The sequence below is a fragment of the Desulfosediminicola flagellatus genome (genome assembly GCF_005116655.2).
Classification (GTDB): Bacteria; Desulfobacterota; Desulfobulbia; order Desulfobulbales; family Desulfocapsaceae; genus Desulfopila; species Desulfopila flagellata.
The window spans coordinates 5227457-5247620 of the sequence record NZ_CP050698.1; the positions used below are offsets into that span (position 1 = coordinate 5227457).

Sequence of the window (20164 nt, forward strand, 5' to 3'; positions counted from 1 at the left end):
ATGAAAGATAAAAAATTACGCATCATCGGTGTCCCCATGGATCTCGGCCAGAACCAGCGCGGCGTTGACATGGGACCGAGCGCCATCCGCTATGCCGGGCTCACCAGGAAACTTACCGGCCTTGGCCACTCTGTACGAGACAGTGGAAACATCAGCATCCCTGGAGTCTTCAGCTTAAAGGACAGCAGCCTGAAAGAACGCCTCGTGCCTATTCGGCAGGCATGTAAAACTGCGTATGATATGGGTAAAAAAGCTGTTCGTAAAGGAGAGATCCCAATCTTTCTGGGTGGCGATCACTCTGCCTCTATCGGTACTGTCGGTGGCGTTACTCACGACGATCCGGTTGGTCTTATCTGGGTTGATGCACATGGCGATTTCAACACTCCCGAGACATCGTCGAGCTGTAATGTTCACGGTATGGCTCTCTCCGCGCTGTTGGGGTACGGCCCTGCAAAACTGGTTGATGTAGGACGCCCCGGCCCCAAAGTCTCACCCGATCAGGTAGTGGTGATTGGTGTTCGTGATCTTGATGCTCAAGAGAAGGTTCTCTTGAAAGAATCAGGCTGCACGATTTTCACAATGCGCGACATTGACGAAATCGGCATGCACGCAGTACTCATCAAAGCCCTGGCGAAGTTTGAGTATCTGCCGAGAATCCACGTTAGCTTTGATATGGATGTAATGGACCCCATTGAAGCGCCTGGAGTCGGGACTCCTTCCCGCGGGGGTCTTACCTACCGTGAAGGCCAACTCATCATGGAAATCATCGCAGATACCAACAAGCTTCACTCTGTGGATATCATGGAGATCAACCCTATCCTCGATGTGGGGAACCGATCAGGTGAGATGGCTGTTTCGCTTGCCTCATCACTATTTGGCAAATCTATCATCTAAAACAATCAGATACGTATTCTATAAACAAAAAAAGCTGTTTACCTTGTGAAGGTAAACAGCTTTTTTGTTGGTAAATGTGTTCTGCGTATTATCAGGTAAAACCGTAAAATCCTGGGAAGATAACAATTGAAATCAACACAAGTATCTGAATAACAATAAACGGAATTACACCTCGATAGAGGTCAACCGTTCGCACATCGGGCGGACAGACTCCTTTGAGATAAAAGAGTGAAAACCCGAACGGCGGTGTCAGAAATGACGTCTGCAAATTCATTGCTATAAGGATCGCATACCATAAAGGATTGATTCCAATAATTTCTGCAATCGGCAACAATATCGGCACAACAATGTAGCTGATCTCGATAAAATCAATAAAGAATCCGAGCACCATAATTGCCAGCATCGAGAGTATTAAAAATGTCCACTTCTGGCCTGGCAGGTTAGTCAGCGTCTCTTCTACAATATAGTCAGCGCCGCTATAGACAAAAACCATTGAGAAAGCTGTTGCACCAATGAGGATAGCAAACACCATCGCAGTGATTTTAACCGTTTCAAGCGATGCCTCTTCAACGATTTTCCAGCTGAGTTTACGGTATAGCGCCGCAAGTGCCATTGCACCCACACTACCTACTGCAGCCGATTCTGTAGGTGTCGCGATACCGGCAAAAATAGAACCCAGAACCATTATGATGAGAGTAAGCGGCGGGATAATAGCAAAGAAAGCACGTCGTAAATTACCAATCTTCGAGCCGGTCTGAGGTGGCATGGGTGGGGCAACAGTCTTATCGAAAAATGCCCAGATCAGAATAAAAGCGATATAGCAAACCACAAGAATCAGGCCGGGTTTTAGTGCCGCCTGAAAAAGGTCACCCACTGGTTGCTGGAAGACATCGCCCAGAATAATCAGCACAATGGACGGGGGAATAATCTGTCCAAGGGTACCTGCAGCACAGATGGTTCCTGTAGCCAGCCTTTTGGAGTAACCGTATTTGAGCATTACCGGCAGCGAGATAACTCCCATAGCAACAACAGACGCACCAACCACACCGGTGGAGGCGGCAAGCAGAGTTCCCACAAGTACAGTACTTACTGCGACACCACCTCTTACCTTGCCAAACAACGTGCCCATAGCTTCAAGCAGTCGTTCTGCAAGATCAGATTTCTGCAGCACTATACCCATAAAGATAAACAGCGGGACCGCCATCAGGATCGTGTTATTCATGATGGAGTAAATACGAAACGGCATCATGGAAAACATTGAGAGAAACTCTTCCACCACATACATCGTGGTAAGATCAGGAGCAAGTTCTACAATCGCTGCGAGGATTCCGAAAAAGATGGAAACAGAACCAAAGGTAAACGCCACGGGATAACCGATTACCAGCATCATTAAGGCGGCACCAAACATGATAATACCAACCATCAGTTCACCTCCCCTGCACTATCCCCAGCTTGAGGGTCTTTCTGACTGAACTGACGAAACAGATTGATATTCTTGACAGTATAACCGACAGCAGAGAAAATCAGATACGCAAATGCCAGCGGAATCATGCCTTTAATTATCCAGCGATAGTGCAATCCACCCGGATCTTCTGATATCTCACCGATAGAATAGGCATCCCATACAAAACTAAACGATCCCGATAAAATAAGAATAGCCAGCGGAAGCAGGAAAAATACGGTACCGATAATATTGATCAGCGCCTTAGTGCGCGGCTTGTATCGATCATACAAAAAATCGACACGAACATGCCCCTCATCCAGTAGCGCTACCGACACACCGAACAGGATGATCACCGAAAAAAGGTGCCATTCCATCTCCTGCATACCGACAGAGCTATTATGAAAGAAATAGCGCATAATAACATCGTAGAAGACGTTAAGCGTCATCAGCACCAGTACACCTGACAGGATTTTCCCCGCCACCCTGTTTATCCGCTGATAAAATTGTTCCACCCTGATCAACATTTCACACTCCTGCTACAAAACAAAAACCGTCCGTCCTCCGATGACGGTGGACAGACGGCTCAGATAGAACCTACTGCTGTTTGCGGTTTATTCCTTAACCTGCTCTGTTGTCTGAATGTACAGATACTCAGACATCTTTGACCAGTCACGCGCTTTAGCTATATAGGCCTTATACGATTCATAAACCTCATTAAACTCTGCATTCTCTGCAGCATATGCTTCCATAACTTCATCTGAAGCCTTCTTCATCTCTTTCAGGATTTCCGGCGGAAAGGTTCTGAGTTTAATACCAGGGAACTCAGCCTTCATTGCCTGCCATGCCTTGGCGTTAGTATCAAAATGTAACGATGTCATCTCAGCGGCAACAGTCTTGATTGCGCACTTGAGTATCGCTTGATTTGCTGGCGAAAGTTTTTCAAATTCACTTTTATTTACAAGGAACTGTGTCTCAGCAGAAGGTTCCTGCCATCCGGTATAGTAAAATGGTGCGATCTTGTGAAATCCCATTTTGATATCCAGACCAGGTCCTACCCACTCAAGTGCATCAATGGTACCACGATCCAGGGATGTATACAATTCACCCGCAGGAATGTTGGTAACTGCAACACCAAGCTTGGCGAAAACTTCTCCACCCATGCCCGGGATACGCATCTTCAATCCTTTGAGGTCATCAAGTGTTTTGATTTCCTTGCGGAACCAGCCACCCATCTGCACACCGGTATTACCGCCGGGGTACGAGAGTACATCAAACTTATCGAATACTTTCTGCTGTAATGCCTGCCCGTCATTATTATACGTCCATGCATACTGCTCAGCTGCGGTCATACCAAACGGCACTGTGGTAAAGAAGACGGTGGAAATATCCTTGCCCTTCCAATAATACGATGCGGAATGGCCCATTTCGTACTGACCACCTTTGACCATATCGAGAATACCAAGTGCTGCCTTATGTCTTTCTGCACCTTCAACCCGAATCTCAAAATTACCACCGGACATTTCATTTACCAGCTCAGCGATCCGTGGCCCTGAATCCGCCAGCGGGCTAAGGGTACTTGGCCAGCTCATCGCCAATTTCCAGCGAACCTTCTTTTCAGCCATTGCCGGTGTTGCAGCAAGCATAAATGCAGCAGCAACTAAAGCTATCTTACCTATACGTCTCATTTTAACTCCTGTTGTTGTATTTGCATATCGCCCCCTGTTAAGGGCGCTACCACACCGGTTTACGCCAGAACGATCCGGTATGACAGTCAATTCATCACGTGATATCTAATACGGCAGCACTGAATTGGCAACAAATGAAACATGGTTTCAGATAAGAAAAGGGGCTTTCATTGAAATAACAGACAGTTTTGTTCAGGAAACCACAAAAAAAAGATTAACATTGTTCTGACCTTGCATTTTAAAACCGAACAATGTTCCGGCACACCAAACACAGTTGATTCGTGTGCCGGAGATAACATGATAGAGAAGAGCGGAGTTATACCACGTGAACGCTACCGGGACCGGAAGTATTTCTGGACATATCGGATATGCTCTTGCATAGCCCGCCCTGCTTTTTCAGGCTCACGATCACGAATGGCTGCAAACACCTCTTTATGATGGCTTAAGGCGTCATGCAAACTATTGGAATCCTGATACATATGCGTGAGATTTTTCTTAATACCGATAAAAAGAAAATCATAGAAATTACGCATGAGATGAATGAGCACAGGATTTTTGGTAGCAAAGGCAACTGCCATATGAAATGCAGCATCAGATTCAGTATTTATCTTATCTGTTGCTTCAAGATCATCTATCATTTCTTCGAGCGAACGCTCCATGGAAAGGATATCGTTTTCAGTTGCCCGTTGAGCAGCAAGAACAGCGGCGTTTGCTTCCAGCCCCATGCGAACCTCGAGCAGATCATCAAGAGTGGCCTCTTCGGTATTCATCACCGCAGCGAGAGGATTTCCTTTTCGACTGTCAGGTGAACTGACAAAAGTACCCTGCCCCTGACGATGCTCAAGCAACCCCATAGTCACAAGTTTATTAATCGCGTTACGAACCGAAGTACGGCTGACCGCCATGGAAACAGCCAATTCACGTTCTGGCAGAATCTGCTGCCCCGGCTTGAATTCACCTTTATATATTAATTCTCTGATCTGTTCAAAGACCTGGTCTGATATCCGTTTTGGCCTGATAGGTTTAAGCTTCATATTACCTTCAATACTATAATTTTACATGCCAAAGTAAATGACTGAATCAAAATCGTTAATGGTTCAGAACCACTCACCTGCAATGTTATTTATCTGACAATATAGATCCCGCCTGAAAGGCGATTAACCAGTTCAGGTATCGTTCTCCCGCTGAAAACTGGTCTCTGAATTTTGTCAACTTCACACGGTTTATTTTACATACCGCAATATGTTTTGCATTTTCAACAACTTAATCATAAAACATCTAGACAACCTGTAATCAGGCCACCCAACACCGACTATTGGTCCTACCATTTAGTCGACGACAATAGGCAAATATCCATCTCCTGAACAACGTTTTAAAGTCCATATACTATGCCCGATAGATCAGTGAATTGCAACAACCAACTCGCTTTTGCAGTAAGATCAAAAGCCAACATCACAAAAATTGGTACGACCAATCCCCCTATGCCCAGAAGCACTCCTGGTCATCTGACTATACCTTTAATTGTAAATCTTTCGTCAATATCCCAAACTCCATCCATATCCTCATTATGCCTGAATCCGGTCACATTATCATTGCACGTACTCCCACCGAATTTTTCACCAGTCAGGTTCTTTTCGGATGAGTAGTATTCAATAATGCTGGACTTCATTTACAATCCCATTATCTTGACTCATACAGACAAACCGAGAAACAGATCGGACGATTCTAAACAACTCCAGTTATCTCAGAACCAGACGGGTAATCGAACGTATGCTGACACATCTATTTTTCCCTCAAACGTTAGCCCTGATCGGCGCTTCAAGATCCCCGGGCAAGGTCGGCCATGACATCCTCGCAAATCTCGTACAGGGCGGATTTACAGGAACTATAATTCCTGTAAACCCTGCAGGAGGTGAGCTTTTTGAGCAAAAAGTATTCACCAACCTCGACGAATATGACGGCACCATAGACCAGGCCATAATCGCTGTTCCTAAAACTGATGTGATACACGCTGCCAGACAGAGTCTAAAAAAAGGCGCCAGAACCATCATTGTTATCACCGCAGGATTCAAGGAAACAGATCAGGATGGCGTCATTCTCGAGAGAGAAGTCGCTGAACTGTGTCGCAGAAACGGAGCCCGCCTTCTCGGCCCTAACTGCCTCGGCCTGATAAACTCTCAGTATCATCTCAACGCGTCCTTTGCGGGACAGATGCCTAAAAAAGGTAATGTCAGCGTCTTCTCACAGTCCGGCGCCCTCTGCTCTTCAATTATTGATGTTGCAAACGACCGCGACCTCGGCCTTTCAAAACTTATCAGCATCGGCAATAAAGCCGACATCTGCGAAAACGATCTTCTGGAATATCTTGGCAATGACCCCGATACCGCAGTTATTGTTGGTTACCTTGAAAATATCGTCTCTGGTGACAGCTTCATCAAGGTGGCAACAGAAACAGCCAATAGAAAACCTGTAATTATACTCAAATCCGGCACCAGCGAAGTTGGCAGACGTGCAGCTGCCAGCCACACAGGTGTTATGGCCGGAACCGATACAGCATACGCAGCAGCTTTTAAACGATCAGGGGTCATTCGCGCAGACACCTTCGAAGCACTCTTTGATTATGCCACCGCATTTTCCATGCAGCCTCTCCCGGCAGGAGACAGGGTACTCATAATCAGCAACGCCGGCGGTCCCGGCACAATGGCTGCTGACGCTGTAGAACATTCAGGAATGACTGTAGCCGAACTGGCAAGCAACACCGCCACCTCCCTGAGAGAAAAACTTCCATCTTCAGCCTCCACCAACAATCCTATCGACGTCCTGGGTGACGCACCTCCTGAGCGCTATGGCGAAACCCTTGCCGCAGCACAGAAAGACCCTGCTGTTGACAGCATAATCATCATTTTGACTCCACAGACGATGACCGCGCCAGAGGAAACCGCTCAAACCATTGCCCGTGTAATCGATGGCTCCAAACCTGTCTTTGTTTCATTTATGGGCGGAAAAAGCATCATGACCGGTCGCGATCAACTTATTGCCGCCGGCCTACCAGATTTCCCATCACCTGAACGGGCAGTTGCAGCACTTAAAGCCATGCACCAATACGCCAAATGGAAATCGCGCCCTCCCCGTGTAATCACCCGCTTTCGCGTAAACCGCAGACGAGCCGGACAGACCATCAATAGAAGTAGATCCAACGGTATCTTCAGGCTAAGCGAAGTTAAGGCAAAAAAGGTTCTGGAAGCGTACGGCTTCACCATACCGGAAGGCCGCCTCGTAACCTCCCGCGACGAAGCAGTTGAACATGCACGACATATCGGCTTTCCGCTGGCAATGAAGATCGCCTCCCCTGATGTCATTCACAAAACGTCCATTGGAGGAGTGCGCCTCAATATCACCTCAGTCCAACAGGTTAAAGACAGTTATGACCTGATGATGCTCCGTATAGGTCAAAAAATGCCGGAAGCCCGGGTTGAAGGAATTTATCTTGAGCGCATGGAAGATCATGGAATAGAAGTGATACTCGGCATGACCCGTGACCCGCAATTCGGGCCTATGCTGATGTTCGGGCTTGGCGGTATCTTTGTTGAAGTGATGAAAGATGTCACTTTCAACCTCGCCCCGATAACCCATGAAGAAGCAATCCAGATGCTCACATCTACACGCTCGTATGACGTTCTTCAGGGCAAGGCCGGCCGAAAGGGCGTAGACATAGACACAATCGCAACAGCCTTACAGCGCGTCAGTCAGCTGACTACCGATTTCAAAGAGATCACTGAGCTTGAGATCAACCCGTTTTTTGTCGGAGAATATGGAACAGAACCGGTTGTTGCCGATGTACGTATACAGTTGTCGGAACCGCCCAAGAAGACCAAACGCTATCTAGTGCCCGACTGAAAACCGACAATTTCTTCGTTGGTCTCACATTTTAATCCTCAAAATACTTAAAGTATTCTTCTGGTTAAAATGTATCGGCCGCCTTGAACTTGAAAAAATTTGCAGGTTTTCGCTCAAGCACTATTTCTAAAGGGTATTACGATGAATTTTGATTACAACTGGCAGGATAGCTATCGCGCAATGATCAACAGTCCGAGGAAGGCTCTGCGGAATGTCCGCTCAGGTCAGCGCGTTTTTATAGGCACCGGGTGCGGTGAACCGACAGTACTGGTCAGCGCCCTCACAGCTCGGGCGGATAGCCTTGCAGACGTTGAGGTTCTTCAACTTTTCACCAAGGGTGATGCCTCATATGCCCGTCCGAATTATTCTAACAGTTTCCGACTCAATTCGTTTTTTATCGGTAAAAATGTCAGGTCAATTATTCAGGAAGGGCTTGGCAGCTACACTCCCATGTTGCTCTCAGATATCCCGCAACTCTTCAACTCAGGCCGGATGCCGATCGATGTCGCCTTGATACAGGTAAGCCCACCCAACGAGAATGGCATGGTCAGCCTCGGCATCTCGGTTGATATCGTTAAAAGTGCTATTGATAATGCCTCACTCGTCATTGCTCAGGTAAATCCACAGATGCCGAAAACACTCGGCGACAGCCTGATCAATGTCCACGATCTCGACATTCTGGTTCCGGTAGATATTCCGCTTTTAGAGCGGGAGGATGAACCGGTACACCCTATCTCCAGAAAAATCGGTAAACGCGTTGCCACCCTCATTCCGGATGGCGCGACAATCGAGTTTGGCTTTGGTCGCCTCGACGACTACGGCCGCATTCCTCACGCTACTCTTGAATTTCTGCATGACAAAAAGGACCTAGGCATTCACAGTGAGATGATAACTGATGCTGTTCTGGCACTAATAGCATCCGGCGCTGTTACAGGAGCCCGCAAATCCAGCGATCGCGGGAAAATAGTCACCAGTTTTTGCCTTGGCACCAGAAAGCTCTACGATGTAATTAACAACAACCCGCTCTTCTGCTTCAGGCCGACAGAGTATGTAAACGACAGTCAGGTAATCAGCAGTCAGACCAGGATGGTCGCAATCAACACGGCCCGTGAAATTGACCTTACCGGCCAGGTTTCAACAGACTCACATTTAGGCCAGCTCTATTCTGGAATCGGCGGATTTATCGACTTCAACCGTGGGGCCGCCCGTGCAAAAGATGGCAAATCTATCATCACCCTGCCATCAACCGACCCGGACGGTAAGCGATCCAACATCGTTCCTCACCTGAGCACCGGCTCTGGAGTGGTTGTAACCAGAGGCGATATATATTACATCGTCACCGAATACGGAGTTGCTTACCTGCATGGCAAATCAATTCAGGAGCGTGTCCTCTCACTCATTTCCATTGCCCACCCGGATTTCCGTGAAGAGTTGTTTAACCAGGCTATAGAAGCTCACTTTATACGACCGGAACTGGCAGAAGTCGGCTACAAATTCAGCATGAATCAGGATGACGACATGCGCGATGCCATGCTGCTGAGAGACGGCACCCAAATCACTCTGCGCGGCGTACAGCCAACCGACGAACCTGGTATGCGCGACCTGATGTACGATCTATCCAAAGAAACCGTCTATTATCGGTTTATGAGTAGACAGTCAAACTTCTCACAACGCCAGATTCAGGACTTCGTCTATGTCGATCACCGGCGAGAGGTGACCATTGTGGCAACTGTGCCGGAAGCGCATGGTGAGAGTATCATCGGTGTAGGCAGATACGTCCTTGATGAGGAAGATAACCGTGCCGAGGTTGCCTTTGTGGTGCGTGATACCTGGCAGAACCGCGGTATAGGTTCGGCGCTGTTCAAACATCTCACAAACTGTGCAATCATCAACGGTATTCATGGTTTTACGGCAAACGTCCTGAGAGAAAACCAGAGGATGCAGACAATATTCAACCACTCAGGCCATGAAGTCACCACATCGCTCCAGGAAGGGGTTTACAAATTCACCCTCGATTTCTAAGAGATAGCGCAACAAAACAACCTGCCATATTCATATACGGCATTATCAAGGGCTTGCGGTTACAGCCTACAACCGCACCCTTGAGCTCAAACGTGCAAACCAGTCAGACTCGCAGATTATTCAGACTAATATTTCTTTGCATTTTGGTCTTTTTTCTTTATTATGCTCGGTTCCTGCGAATAATCCGTTATAATCCTACAGAAGACATCATGTTTTCATCAACACCAGCATAGAAAGGACGTATACTCAGATGGGGAGATCAATAGAAATCTACGATACCACGCTTCGTGACGGTACTCAGGCCGAGAACTTCAACCTTTCGGTGGAAGATAAAATTCGAATTACCCGGGCACTGGACCAACTTGGTATTGATTTCATTGAAGGCGGCTGGCCAGGATCAAATCCCGTCTCTGTTGAGTATTTTGAAAAAATGCAGGACATCAAACTGAAGAATGCAAAACTTGCAGCCTTCGGTTCAACCCGTCATTTCAAAAACAGTCCTGCTGAAGATCCAAACCTTCAGGCACTGATTGATGCCAAACCACAAGCGATCACCATTTTTGGTAAGAGCTGGGATATTCACGTTATTGAGGCGCTGAATATCGAACTGGAAGACAATCTTCAGATCATAAAAGACACGTTAGAGTATCTTCGCCCGTTCGTTGAGCATCTCATCTACGATGCAGAGCATTTCTTTGACGGCTATAAGAACAACGAAGAGTATGCACTTGCGACACTGCTTAAAGCGGCGGAAGGCGGCGCTGAAACACTTGTTCTCTGTGACACTAATGGAGGCACTCTGCCCCACGAGATCGCACCCATAATACTGCATGTAAAACAGCATCTGGCTGACAACAATCATCATGTAAAGATTGGCATCCACTCTCATAACGACTCTGAATCTGCTGTTGCTAACGCATTACTCGCCGTTAATTCAGGCGCTGACCATGTTCAGGGTACAATCAACGGATATGGCGAGAGATGCGGTAATGCCAACCTGACCTCCATAATCCCGGCACTCATTTTCAAGATGGGTCTCAGTTGCAACCTGCAGCAACATATAGACAGGCTTTACTCCACTTCGCGACTGGTGAACGAACTGGCCAACCTGCCTCATAACCGCTACCAGGCATATGTCGGTGAATCCGCATTTGCTCATAAGGGCGGTATACATGTGAGCGCGGTTAAACGTAACCCACTCACCTACGAGCATATCGAACCGGATAAGGTTGGCAACATTCGCAGAATTCTTATATCTGACCAGGCCGGACGCTCAAATATTCTGCATAAGGCAAAGCTCTGGGGTCTTAACCTCGACTCAAAAGATCCGGTACTGCCTTCTATTATAAGTGAACTGAAAGACCTGGAAAACCGCGGCTTTTCTTTTGAAGGAGCCGAAGCGAGCTTTGAAATCCTTATGCGACGCGCCATGGGGTTACAAAAACAGTATTTCAAGTTCGAGACCTTCCGGGTCATGAATCATAAGTTCAGCATGGAGCAACCACCTCTCACTGAGGCCACCATCCGACTCTATGTACACGGTGACGAAGTACATACCGCCGCAATGGGCGATGGTCCTGTCAACGCACTCGATAAGGCAATCAGAAAAGCGCTTGTTCGTTTTTACCCATGTCTTGAGGAAATGGAACTTGCTGATTACAAGGTACGTGTACTTTCCGGAGAGCATGGCACTGAAGCGAAAGTCAGAGTTCTTGTTGAAAGCCGCGACCGCAAATGCAGCTGGTCAACTGTCGGTGTTTCAGTTAACATTATAGAGGCAAGCTGGCAGGCCCTGATCGATGCGATCAACTACAAGCTGATGAAGGAAAAACAGTAGTAAACGCTGCCTACAATACAGCCTCTCAAACAACTTCAGGAGAAAGATATGGATAACAGGATTCGTCTCGGCATCAGTTCTTGCCTGATGGGTAACATGGTCCGTTTCGACGGTGGGCATCAACATGACAAATACCTGACAGGTACTCTTGGCGTCTATGTTGAATATGTTCCTGTCTGCCCTGAAGTTGAATGCGGAATGTCAATCCCACGCGAATCCCTTCGACTTGTCGGAGATCCCGAATCGCCACGACTGGTAACCTCCCGCAGCAACATTGATCATACCGAACAGATGCAGAATTGGGCTTCGGGAAGAGTCAAGCAGCTGGAATCCGAGCAACTTGATGGCTTCATTTTTAAGAATCGCTCTCCCAGCAGCGGCATGGAACGGGTAAAGGTTTACCCTGCCAGCGGTAAAGGAATGGCCGAAAAAAAGGGTGTTGGAATGTTTGCACGTGCTTTCATGGAACATTTCCCCAACCTTCCGGTCGAAGAAGACGGCCGACTGCATGACCCTGTTCTACGCGAAAATTTCATCGAGCGAATTTTTGTACACCGGAGATGGAGACAGCTGCTAACTGAAAAAAAGAGCGTCGGTGCCCTGATACAGTTTCATACCCACCACAAACTTCTGCTACTCTCACACAGCGAAAAAATTTACAGAGAGATGGGGCGGCTGGTCGCAAGCGCCAAACATATCCCGGAAGATGAACTGTACAGCCAGTATGAATCACACCTGATGACCGCCTTGAAACTTCGCTGTACTCTTAAAAAACACACTAACGTCTTACTGCACCTGCTCGGCTATTTCAAAAAGAAGATTTCTGCGGATGAGAAGCAGGAACTTATCGAAATAATTGACAGGTTCAAAGATGGCATGATCCCGCTTATCGTTCCGATAACAATGATCAACCATTATGTGAGAAAATATGATCAGGAGTACCTTGCGAAGCAATATTACCTCAACCCGCACCCTATCGAGCTAAAGCTTCGTAACCATGCGTAAAGGAGCATATGAAGTGAGGAGTTAGGTGAGCGAACACCTTATTGCAATTATTTGTCAGGTAATTATTTATCAGGGTACTGCTCGCGTATTCGGATAAATTCCGGCAGGTTTTCAATCAGGATGTCCACAAGTACTGGATCGAAATGGCTCCCCCGCTCACTCTTCACCTGCTCAACGACTTCATCCAAAGGCCACGCCTTTTTGTAGCAGCGCACAGAACCAAGCGCGTCAAAAACATCTGCGAGCGCCACAATTCTGCCATAAATGTGAATATTATCTTCCATCAGACCCTGCGGGTAACCTTCTCCATCCCAGCGTTCATGATGTTCATGGGCCACAACAGCTGCCATCTGCAAAATCTGCCTCTGTGATTTCTTAAGAATATCGAAACCGAGAATAGTGTGATCGTGCATCACCTCAATTTCTTCAGCCGTGAGCCTCCCCGGCTTATGGAGAACAGCATCAGGTATACCTATTTTTCCTGCATCATGCATTGGCGAAGCAAAACGCAGCAGCATTGCTTCCTTTTCACTCAGACCGTATTTGATTGCCAGCAGGTAGGTGTACTCAGCAACCCGCTTCACGTGATTTGCGGTTTCGTGGGACCGCGACTCGATAACCTCACCGAGTGTGATCACCACTTCTTTCTGGGTATTAATGATTTCTTCCTGCAACATCAGTGAGTCGATGGCGCTGGCGATATTATTTTTATAAATCTTCACCAACCTGCGATCCGACCTGGACTCAAGACAACAACCATCAAGGTAAATAATACAGGCGACATTATTCGGTGTTTGTATATACCCCAGAAAATCGGTATCACCGTATTCACTCTGCTTATTAGCCAGCACCCTCAATACCCGCCCATGAAGATCTTCGGGTAAAGCTGCTGACAGCAACATATCATCACAATCGCGAAAACTCCCTTCACCGCAGAATATGCTTTTCTGACCTCCTTCTGCCAGAAGAACAAAAGAATTCCCCTCAGAATGGAGGACCTCAAGTTCTACCCTGCCCATATCATGCCTGAGCAGATGATGCATGGAGCGCAGGACCCCCCGCATGAGTTCACGTAACGCTGTGTACCTGAATAATTGCCCGGAAACGTCAACGATCGACTCGAGATTCCTGTTAATCCTTCGAACCTCCGCCTCTTTTTGCTTTCTTTCTGCAATTTCTTCCTGCAAGGCGATGTTCTTTCGTCGCAATTCATCAGTTTTTCGTGCGACTTCAACTTCAAGATGTTCCTGATAACGCTTATTCTCCTTAACCAGCCATACCTTTTCAAGACATCTACTGATAGTGTTTTCCAGAATAACCATGTTACTGATCGGCTTGGTGAGATAATCCCACGCTCCGAGCTTTACACTCTGCACCGCATCATCGAGTTGTCCGGCTCCTGAAATAATCACCACAGGCGTTTCAGGTGAATTTTTATGGATATGCGCAAGAACCTCAAGCCCGCCGACAACAGGCATATCCAGATCAGTTAACACCAAATCTACATCTTCCTTTTCGAACAAATCAATGCCTTCCCTGCCATTTTCCGCATCGAGGGTTGAATACCCCCACTGCTCAAGAAAGGCACATAAGATCTGCCGGATCATCGGCTCATCATCTATAACGAGAATAACAGTTTTTTCTTCTGACATTTCAAAATAGCTGGAAAAAGGTATCTCAGAATTTCACAACTTCAGCTGACATATAATTTAATCATACGAGTGAGGCATATACAAAAATAATCGGAAATACTGTTTCATCAGGTTTTATCTATGGTGATTATTCCAAGGTAACCATCTACTGTAACAGTGTCCCCGGTTTTGACATAAGAGAGTACTTTACTCACGCCCGTGACACATGGAATGCCGTACTCCCTGGCTATTATCGCTCCGTGGATAAGCATCCCACCCCGTGTCTCGACAATTGCAGCGGCAAGGGGAGCAAGAAACGTCATATTCGGGTCGATGGATTGAACTATAAGTACTTCACCAGATTTAAACTCTGCCATTTCTGCGGCTTTCCTGATGACCCGTGCCTTACCTTTGGCAAAACCATGCGAGGCTGGCTGCCCCAAAAGCTGACGCGCCCTTTCATACTCCACCGTTTCCTTGCAATTATCGACGGTGGTTGAGGCTGCCGTAGCCAGAGCAACCGTCTCCCCGACAAGTAATCTACAGATTTCATCAGGTGTTGCGAGAGCCAGTGCAGTATCAGCATGGTCCAGACGACTACGTCCTTCTACCATTGCCTGAGATAATGCCTGTTCTATCTTACCAATATAAATATTATCATCATCGCGAAGCCTGTAACTCGCCCTTGCAAGTCTAAGCAACTGCTTCCCGTCAAACCCGGATCCGGAATCGGCCATACGCTCTAAAAAACGCACTTCAAGACTACTGCAATCACGAGCTTTCTCATTAGCCGGGGACGTAGGCAAACGTGAATATTCAAGCAGGATTTTGACGATCATATCACGCTGATTCATCCCCTCTTCACTCAAGCCGGCAAAGAAATTACCAAACCGGTGTTCAAGCTCAGCCAGGCCATGCTTAAGCTCGGGATCTGTTATAGCATCTGCCCCCTTATTTTCGAGCACGTGTTGCAGCCTCTGGTCATTCTGCACAATTTTCGCTAATCGAAGCAGCTCGGAATTTCGTTCAGTGCTCAACATTTTACCGCCACTTAAAAGGCGCACAAACTCATACGGGTCATCAGGCACCATATGATCATTATACACTTCACCAAAAAGCCTGACTCCGTGAGCAAAAGGAATGCAATCATCCCAATATTTTCGACTCCAATGGCTCGATCTTTCGAATCTGTAATGTATCTCGCCGGCCAGTGCACCGTTATCCAGCGATGGCAAATCAACCGCCGCCATTGCGGTGGCTTCGATCTCCATTTCAGGCAACATATGGTTTTCAACTTCATCCCAGAGTTGCAGAAGGTTCTCGTAACTTCTGTGCAGACTCAGGTACCAGGAGCGCTTATCGTCACTTTTGCCTGTCGCAAGTGCAGTTATCGGCCGAGCCTGAAGTATAAACAGCTTTTCCCCAGCAAAGGTCCATTCGATATCTAACGGGTAACCAAAAAATTTCTCAAGCACTGCCATCCGGTCGGCAAGCTCTTTCAACTGCATAGAATTGAGAGGTGCTTTTTCCTTCTGTTGAGTGTCGAGTTCAACTATATGCGTCCCCTGCTCTGTTCCTACACACTTTTGCTTACGCTCATCAGGAGCATCATGGCTCACAGACTTTGCTGAACTCAAACGATCAATAAGGTATCGGTCTGGAGCAATAGTTCCATCGACCAGTCCCTGATTAAGGCCATACACAGCCTCAATCATCATTTTTCCTTCACTAAGGGGAGCTCGCGTAAACCCGACTCCAGAGACATCACCAGCAATCATCTCCTGTAAAACAACCGCCATGGAGCTTTCTTTCACCGAAAGAGAAAGTTCCTGTCTGTAAAGTAATGCCCTGTCAGACCAGAGTGATGCCCACACCATCTTTATATGATCAACCACCTGTTCTTTTCCGGAAATATACAGATACGAATCATGCAGACCCGCAAATGAAGTTCCGGCCAGATCCTCTTCGGGGGCTGATGAGCGAATGGCCAGCGGCGCCTCATTAAACTCAATCTTGATACATCTCTCAATTTCACATTCGAGATCAGCAGGTAGCGAAGTGCGTAAAAACAGATGCCGGATACGCAGGGCAACGTCCCAGATCTCCTCCCATCGCATATCGCTGAATTGCTTTCGATTAAGCTCCAGGTTCAGCTTTTCCCGTAAGCCGCGAGTATCAAGAAAATGATCATATGCCAGAGTTGAAAGACAGATAGCCTTCGGTACGAGAACGCCACTGCCGGTAAGTTGCGCGAGCGCTTTCGCCTTGCCTCCTACCTCTGAAACCGAAAGATCATGACTGTTTTGCAGCGAAAAGATCCATTTCATCTGATAAATGAAGCTCCATTACCTGTTGAAATCGACTAACCATGACATAATGGTGAACCACCACCTTGAGCAATGCCGTGGTTGGCGACTGTATAAAGTCGTTGAGATAAGGATGTCGAGATAAGTAAAGGTGTTCCAATTCCGGTCTTTCATCGCTGTCAACATTCCTAACATCACCTATCACGGTGACAGCTACCGCTTTATGGAAGTCTGCTTCGCTGTTACTGCGGGTATCAATCAGCAAAGAGACCCGTGATTCTGCCTGCAGATTCATATGTTTTCTGGTAGCCCTGCCTGTTGCCACAACAATAGATGCAAGATCGTCTGTATAAGCAAAAGCCATCAGGTTGGTGTAAGGCTGTCCGTCTCGTTCTGTTGCCAGTACCGCAAGTTTCTGTGAAGCGAGCGCCTCTGCAATATCCCGGCGAATCTGCTGCCCACTGTTATGCACATCGTTATCCATCTTCACCCCGCGATTTTATGAATTCGTTATTTCATATAAAGTCATGTGATTAGCACTAACTCTCAGCTTGCAAAGGTGAGGAGAAAGGCGTGAGCTTTTGTGTTAAATATTTTTTTAAATCCAATTACTTAAAATGATACCAGAAGCTTTGAGTTATTACTACTCACCCATCACTTCACTCCGCTGAGTTTCGATGGTAATCATTTAAAGACATGTGGTAATTCTATTCATCGAAACAGACAATTGACAGGAATTCTTTCATACATCCAACACCAACCACCTGAAAATCTGAAGATATTTTTATACTGAGCCGTAATCCATACAGTTTTCGTAATGATTGTGGTAACATTGCTTGATGGACTCGTAAAAAGCCCGATCTACTTCGTTGTAGGTCTTCCAGAGCCCTTCCGTACGCCAAGGCTAACTTTTACGAGATCATAATTGCTTAACTTGAATTTTTTTCAGCAAACATAGACCCGACAAAAATTATGACTGACTCAAAAACACCGAAAAAAGAAATAACCCCGATTGTATCCTCAGAGCATTTGACTTCACCCGACAGCTGGCAATTGAGTGAGTTTGAATATGGCCTTATCATTGCTTACAATGCGTTCTCACGCTGGATGATGCGGTGTATGAGCGCAGCGGGCCATGTTGATTTCAGTCCCTTGGATATTCTCGTCTTACACAATGTCAACCATCGTAAGCGGGAAAAACGGCTCATTGACATATGCTTTGTACTCCATGTCGAAGATCAACACACAGTAAATTATTCGCTGAAAAAGCTTGTTAAGGCAGGACTTGTAGGTAGGGAAAAACGGGGCAAAGAAATATTCTACTCAGCCACAGAGCAAGGCGATGAAGCGTGTGCGCAATACCGGGAAATACGTGAGAAATGCCTTACATCATCCTATCGCGCCATGGATCAGGAGAGTGCAGAGATGAGTGAATCAGCAGCGCTGTTGCGGCTGATGTCCGGTATTTACGACCAAGCATCACGGGCGGCATCATCACTCTAAATTGAGGCAAGGGAGACTATCCCGCCATGAATTCAGGCAGGATTGTTACAACTTCAGGAACCACCACAATTATTGCCAGCGCCAGCAACAGGAGCAGAAAAAATGGGATGGCCGCATAGGCAACCCGCAGAATGTTCATCCCAGTCAGCCCCTGTATAACAAAAAGGTTAAAGCCGACAGGTGGTGTAATCTGCGACATCTCCACCACGATCACCACAAAAATACCGAACCAGAGCGGATCAATTCCCGCCTGCTCAACCATGGGCATAATCACTGAAGTTGTCAGCACCACGACAGAAATACCATCCAGAAAACAACCGAGAACTATAAAAAATATAGTCAATGCCCCGAGCAAAGCATATGGGGACAGGTCCATAGTCGATATCCAGCCGGCCAGCATCTTTGGAATTCCGGTAAAACCCATTGCCACTGTTAAAAAGGCAGCGCCTGCCAGAATAAACGCGATCATACAGGACGTTTTCGTGGCTCCAAGCAGCCCGTCAACAAACGTCTCTCTATTGAGCGAATCACCGTGCCATGACAGCACCAGCGCCAAAACGACACCAACCGCAGCAGCATCAGTCGGAGAAGCGATTCCCGAATAGATCGAGCCGATCACCCCACCAATAAGTAAAACAACAGGAATCAGACCACGGGAACGATGTATTTTTTCTTTAAACGAGATCTGCTCGTCGGAATCACGGGGAATGGCATCTTTATTTAGCAATGACCAGATCACCACATAGCCGATAAAAAGAGACACCAGCAATATACCAGGCAGTAGCCCTGCAATAAACAATCTGGCAATCGACTGCTCTGTAGCTACACCGTATACAATCAGAATAATGGAAGGCGGGATCAATAACCCCAGCGTAGCAGAACCTGCAAGAGTCCCTATCATCATTTTTTCAGGATAGCCTCTTTTCGACAGTTCGGGGATGGACATCTTGCCGATAGTCGCAGCCGTTGCAGCTGAAGATCCTGAGACCGCTGCAAAGATGCCGCATCCGAGGATATTAACGTGCAGCAGTCGGCCGGGCAGTTTGGTCAGCCAGGGAGAAAGCGCGGTAAACATATCTTCAGATAGCCGCGAACGAAACAGTATCTCACCCATCCAGATAAACAGTGGTAAGGCCGCAAGTGCCCAGCCGTTACTCGCACCCCAGACCGTTGTGGCAAGCACATCCCCTAAAGGCGCCTCGGTAAAGAGAAACATGCCGGTCATACCAACTGCCAGCAAAGAAAAAGCTACCCAGATACCGCTGCCCAAAAGAGCGAACAGGACCAATAACAATAGTATGGTCATGGAAACTTCAGACATATCGCTCTCCTTAACTCCCCGATTCCGTTGGTAATTCTTCTAATTCATTATCACTTTCAAGCAGCTTCTCACCTTTATCGGCATAACTGGCTGGTCTACCCGAAAGAATTGCTACAAGCTCATCCAGAAGCGCTATAGCCAGGATCACAAGACCCATTAGCATTGCGCATTGAGGTATCCAGATAGGTACGGCAATCATGCCCGCAGAAAGGTCGTTGTAGCTGTAGGATTCCCAGACAAGGCGTGCAGTATAGTACGTGAAATAGCAGGTGATGGATGTTGCAACGCCAAGACACCAGATCTCAAAAAATCGCCTGATTACAGTTGGAAGATTACCTATCACCAGCGTTACACGAATATGACCACCTTCACGCAACGTATAGGCAAGGGCCAGAAACGAGGCAGCAGCGAGAAAAAACCCTGTAAAATCAGCATAAGAAGGAATGGTTAGCCCCACCGCAGTGCCTGTGATCAGGGTGCTCATGCGGTCAATCAGGTTAAGGACAACCTGGGAGACGACCAGCAAACAGATCAGTGCAATAAACATTGCAGCCAGATATCCACTCACCACATAAAGTTTGTTTAACCAGCCTCGAACCATAGTTCCCCCTTCCCGGCA

16 protein-coding genes are annotated in these 20164 nt (G+C 47.1%); 6 read left to right on the forward strand and 10 right to left on the reverse strand.

The features are described 5' to 3' along the window. Window positions 1-894 (forward strand): arginase, encoded by an 894-nt coding sequence (rocF, locus tag FCL46_RS21650; protein ID WP_136808949.1) that lies wholly within the window; start codon window positions 1-3, stop codon window positions 892-894. 91 nt (window positions 895-985) lie between these two features. Here rocF and FCL46_RS21655 read toward each other — a convergent pair whose 3' ends face one another. The 5 genes from FCL46_RS21655 to FCL46_RS21675 form a co-directional block, all read right to left on the reverse strand. Continuing rightward, a complete protein-coding gene (locus FCL46_RS21655) occupies window positions 986-2317 on the reverse strand; it encodes a TRAP transporter large permease (protein WP_136808948.1) in 1332 nt (443 codons plus the stop codon). Beyond that, window positions 2317-2862 carry a TRAP transporter small permease subunit gene (locus FCL46_RS21660; RefSeq protein WP_136808947.1) on the reverse strand — a complete coding sequence of 182 codons (546 nt, stop codon included), beginning with the start codon at window positions 2860-2862 and terminating at the stop codon, window positions 2317-2319. Before FCL46_RS21660 ends, FCL46_RS21655 begins: the two co-directional genes overlap by 1 nt. Before the next feature lie 87 nt (window positions 2863-2949). Next, a complete protein-coding gene (locus tag FCL46_RS21665) occupies window positions 2950-4023 on the reverse strand; it encodes a TRAP transporter substrate-binding protein (RefSeq protein WP_136808946.1) in 1074 nt (357 codons plus the stop codon). A gap of 332 nt (window positions 4024-4355) precedes the next feature. Next, window positions 4356-5057 carry a FadR/GntR family transcriptional regulator gene (locus FCL46_RS21670; RefSeq protein ID WP_136808945.1) on the reverse strand — a complete coding sequence of 234 codons (702 nt, stop codon included), beginning with the start codon at window positions 5055-5057 and terminating at the stop codon, window positions 4356-4358. Window positions 5058-5524: 467 nt separating this feature from the next. Then, window positions 5525-5692 carry a hypothetical protein gene (locus FCL46_RS21675; RefSeq protein WP_153307131.1) on the reverse strand — a complete coding sequence of 56 codons (168 nt, stop codon included), beginning with the start codon at window positions 5690-5692 and terminating at the stop codon, window positions 5525-5527. Between the two features lie 101 nt (window positions 5693-5793). Between FCL46_RS21675 and FCL46_RS21680 the strand changes: the two genes are divergently transcribed. The 4 genes from FCL46_RS21680 to FCL46_RS21695 all read left to right on the forward strand — a co-directional run bounded on the left by FCL46_RS21680 (window position 5794) and on the right by FCL46_RS21695 (window position 12784). Beyond that, entirely contained in the window at window positions 5794-7920 is a 2127-nt protein-coding gene (locus FCL46_RS21680) for an acetate--CoA ligase family protein (RefSeq protein ID WP_136808944.1), read from the forward strand. Window positions 7921-8061: 141 nt separating this feature from the next. Next, window positions 8062-9942, forward strand: coding sequence for a GNAT family N-acetyltransferase (locus FCL46_RS21685; protein ID WP_136808943.1), 1881 nt, complete (start codon window positions 8062-8064; stop codon window positions 9940-9942). A 250-nt stretch (window positions 9943-10192) separates the two neighbouring features. Then, entirely contained in the window at window positions 10193-11779 is a 1587-nt protein-coding gene (gene cimA, locus FCL46_RS21690) for a citramalate synthase (RefSeq protein WP_136808942.1), read from the forward strand. Window positions 11780-11827: 48 nt separating this feature from the next. Then, a complete protein-coding gene (locus tag FCL46_RS21695) occupies window positions 11828-12784 on the forward strand; it encodes a YbgA family protein (RefSeq protein WP_136808941.1) in 957 nt (318 codons plus the stop codon). A 62-nt stretch (window positions 12785-12846) separates the two neighbouring features. On the opposite strand, the gene FCL46_RS21700 is transcribed toward FCL46_RS21695, so the two are convergent. The 3 genes from FCL46_RS21700 to FCL46_RS21710 form a co-directional block, all read right to left on the reverse strand. Next, window positions 12847-14436, reverse strand: a complete 1590-nt coding sequence (locus FCL46_RS21700) for an HD domain-containing response regulator (RefSeq protein ID WP_136808940.1) — start codon at window positions 14434-14436, stop codon at window positions 12847-12849. Between the two features lie 107 nt (window positions 14437-14543). Next, window positions 14544-16742, reverse strand: coding sequence for a PEP/pyruvate-binding domain-containing protein (locus FCL46_RS21705; protein WP_136808939.1), 2199 nt, complete (start codon window positions 16740-16742; stop codon window positions 14544-14546). Next, window positions 16708-17205, reverse strand: coding sequence for a pyridoxamine 5'-phosphate oxidase family protein (locus tag FCL46_RS21710; RefSeq protein WP_136808938.1), 498 nt, complete (start codon window positions 17203-17205; stop codon window positions 16708-16710). The genes FCL46_RS21705 and FCL46_RS21710 overlap by 35 nt, the downstream gene beginning before the upstream one ends. 488 nt (window positions 17206-17693) lie before the next feature. Here FCL46_RS21710 and FCL46_RS21715 point away from each other — a divergent pair, with 488 nt between their 5' ends. Continuing rightward, on the forward strand, window positions 17694-18224 hold the full coding sequence (locus FCL46_RS21715; protein WP_136808937.1) for a winged helix DNA-binding protein: 531 nt from the start codon (window positions 17694-17696) through the stop codon (window positions 18222-18224). Between the two features lie 16 nt (window positions 18225-18240). On the opposite strand, the gene FCL46_RS21720 is transcribed toward FCL46_RS21715, so the two are convergent. Next, entirely contained in the window at window positions 18241-19545 is a 1305-nt protein-coding gene (locus FCL46_RS21720; RefSeq protein WP_136808936.1) for a TRAP transporter large permease, read from the reverse strand. A gap of 10 nt (window positions 19546-19555) precedes the next feature. Beyond that, complete coding sequence (locus FCL46_RS21725) at window positions 19556-20146, reverse strand: TRAP transporter small permease (protein WP_136808935.1); 591 nt, start codon at window positions 20144-20146, stop codon at window positions 19556-19558. Between the last annotated feature and the right edge of the window lie 18 nt (window positions 20147-20164).

What these genes read in the sequence shown, in the direction of transcription:
- rocF (WP_136808949.1), top strand. Translation starts at nt 1, where the DNA reads ATGAAAGATAAAAAATTACGCATCATCGGTGTCCCCATGGATCTCGGC.
- FCL46_RS21655 (WP_136808948.1), bottom strand. Translation starts at nt 2,317, where the DNA reads ATGGTTGGTATTATCATGTTTGGTGCCGCCTTAATGATGCTGGTAATC.
- FCL46_RS21660 (WP_136808947.1), bottom strand. Translation starts at nt 2,862, where the DNA reads ATGTTGATCAGGGTGGAACAATTTTATCAGCGGATAAACAGGGTGGCG.
- FCL46_RS21665 (WP_136808946.1), bottom strand. Translation starts at nt 4,023, where the DNA reads ATGAGACGTATAGGTAAGATAGCTTTAGTTGCTGCTGCATTTATGCTT.
- FCL46_RS21670 (WP_136808945.1), bottom strand. Translation starts at nt 5,057, where the DNA reads ATGAAGCTTAAACCTATCAGGCCAAAACGGATATCAGACCAGGTCTTT.
- FCL46_RS21675 (WP_153307131.1), bottom strand. Translation starts at nt 5,692, where the DNA reads ATGAAGTCCAGCATTATTGAATACTACTCATCCGAAAAGAACCTGACT.
- FCL46_RS21680 (WP_136808944.1), top strand. Translation starts at nt 5,794, where the DNA reads ATGCTGACACATCTATTTTTCCCTCAAACGTTAGCCCTGATCGGCGCT.
- FCL46_RS21685 (WP_136808943.1), top strand. Translation starts at nt 8,062, where the DNA reads ATGAATTTTGATTACAACTGGCAGGATAGCTATCGCGCAATGATCAAC.
- cimA (WP_136808942.1), top strand. Translation starts at nt 10,193, where the DNA reads ATGGGGAGATCAATAGAAATCTACGATACCACGCTTCGTGACGGTACT.
- FCL46_RS21695 (WP_136808941.1), top strand. Translation starts at nt 11,828, where the DNA reads ATGGATAACAGGATTCGTCTCGGCATCAGTTCTTGCCTGATGGGTAAC.
- FCL46_RS21700 (WP_136808940.1), bottom strand. Translation starts at nt 14,436, where the DNA reads ATGTCAGAAGAAAAAACTGTTATTCTCGTTATAGATGATGAGCCGATG.
- FCL46_RS21705 (WP_136808939.1), bottom strand. Translation starts at nt 16,742, where the DNA reads ATGAAATGGATCTTTTCGCTGCAAAACAGTCATGATCTTTCGGTTTCA.
- FCL46_RS21710 (WP_136808938.1), bottom strand. Translation starts at nt 17,205, where the DNA reads ATGGATAACGATGTGCATAACAGTGGGCAGCAGATTCGCCGGGATATT.
- FCL46_RS21715 (WP_136808937.1), top strand. Translation starts at nt 17,694, where the DNA reads ATGACTGACTCAAAAACACCGAAAAAAGAAATAACCCCGATTGTATCC.
- FCL46_RS21720 (WP_136808936.1), bottom strand. Translation starts at nt 19,545, where the DNA reads ATGTCTGAAGTTTCCATGACCATACTATTGTTATTGGTCCTGTTCGCT.
- FCL46_RS21725 (WP_136808935.1), bottom strand. Translation starts at nt 20,146, where the DNA reads ATGGTTCGAGGCTGGTTAAACAAACTTTATGTGGTGAGTGGATATCTG.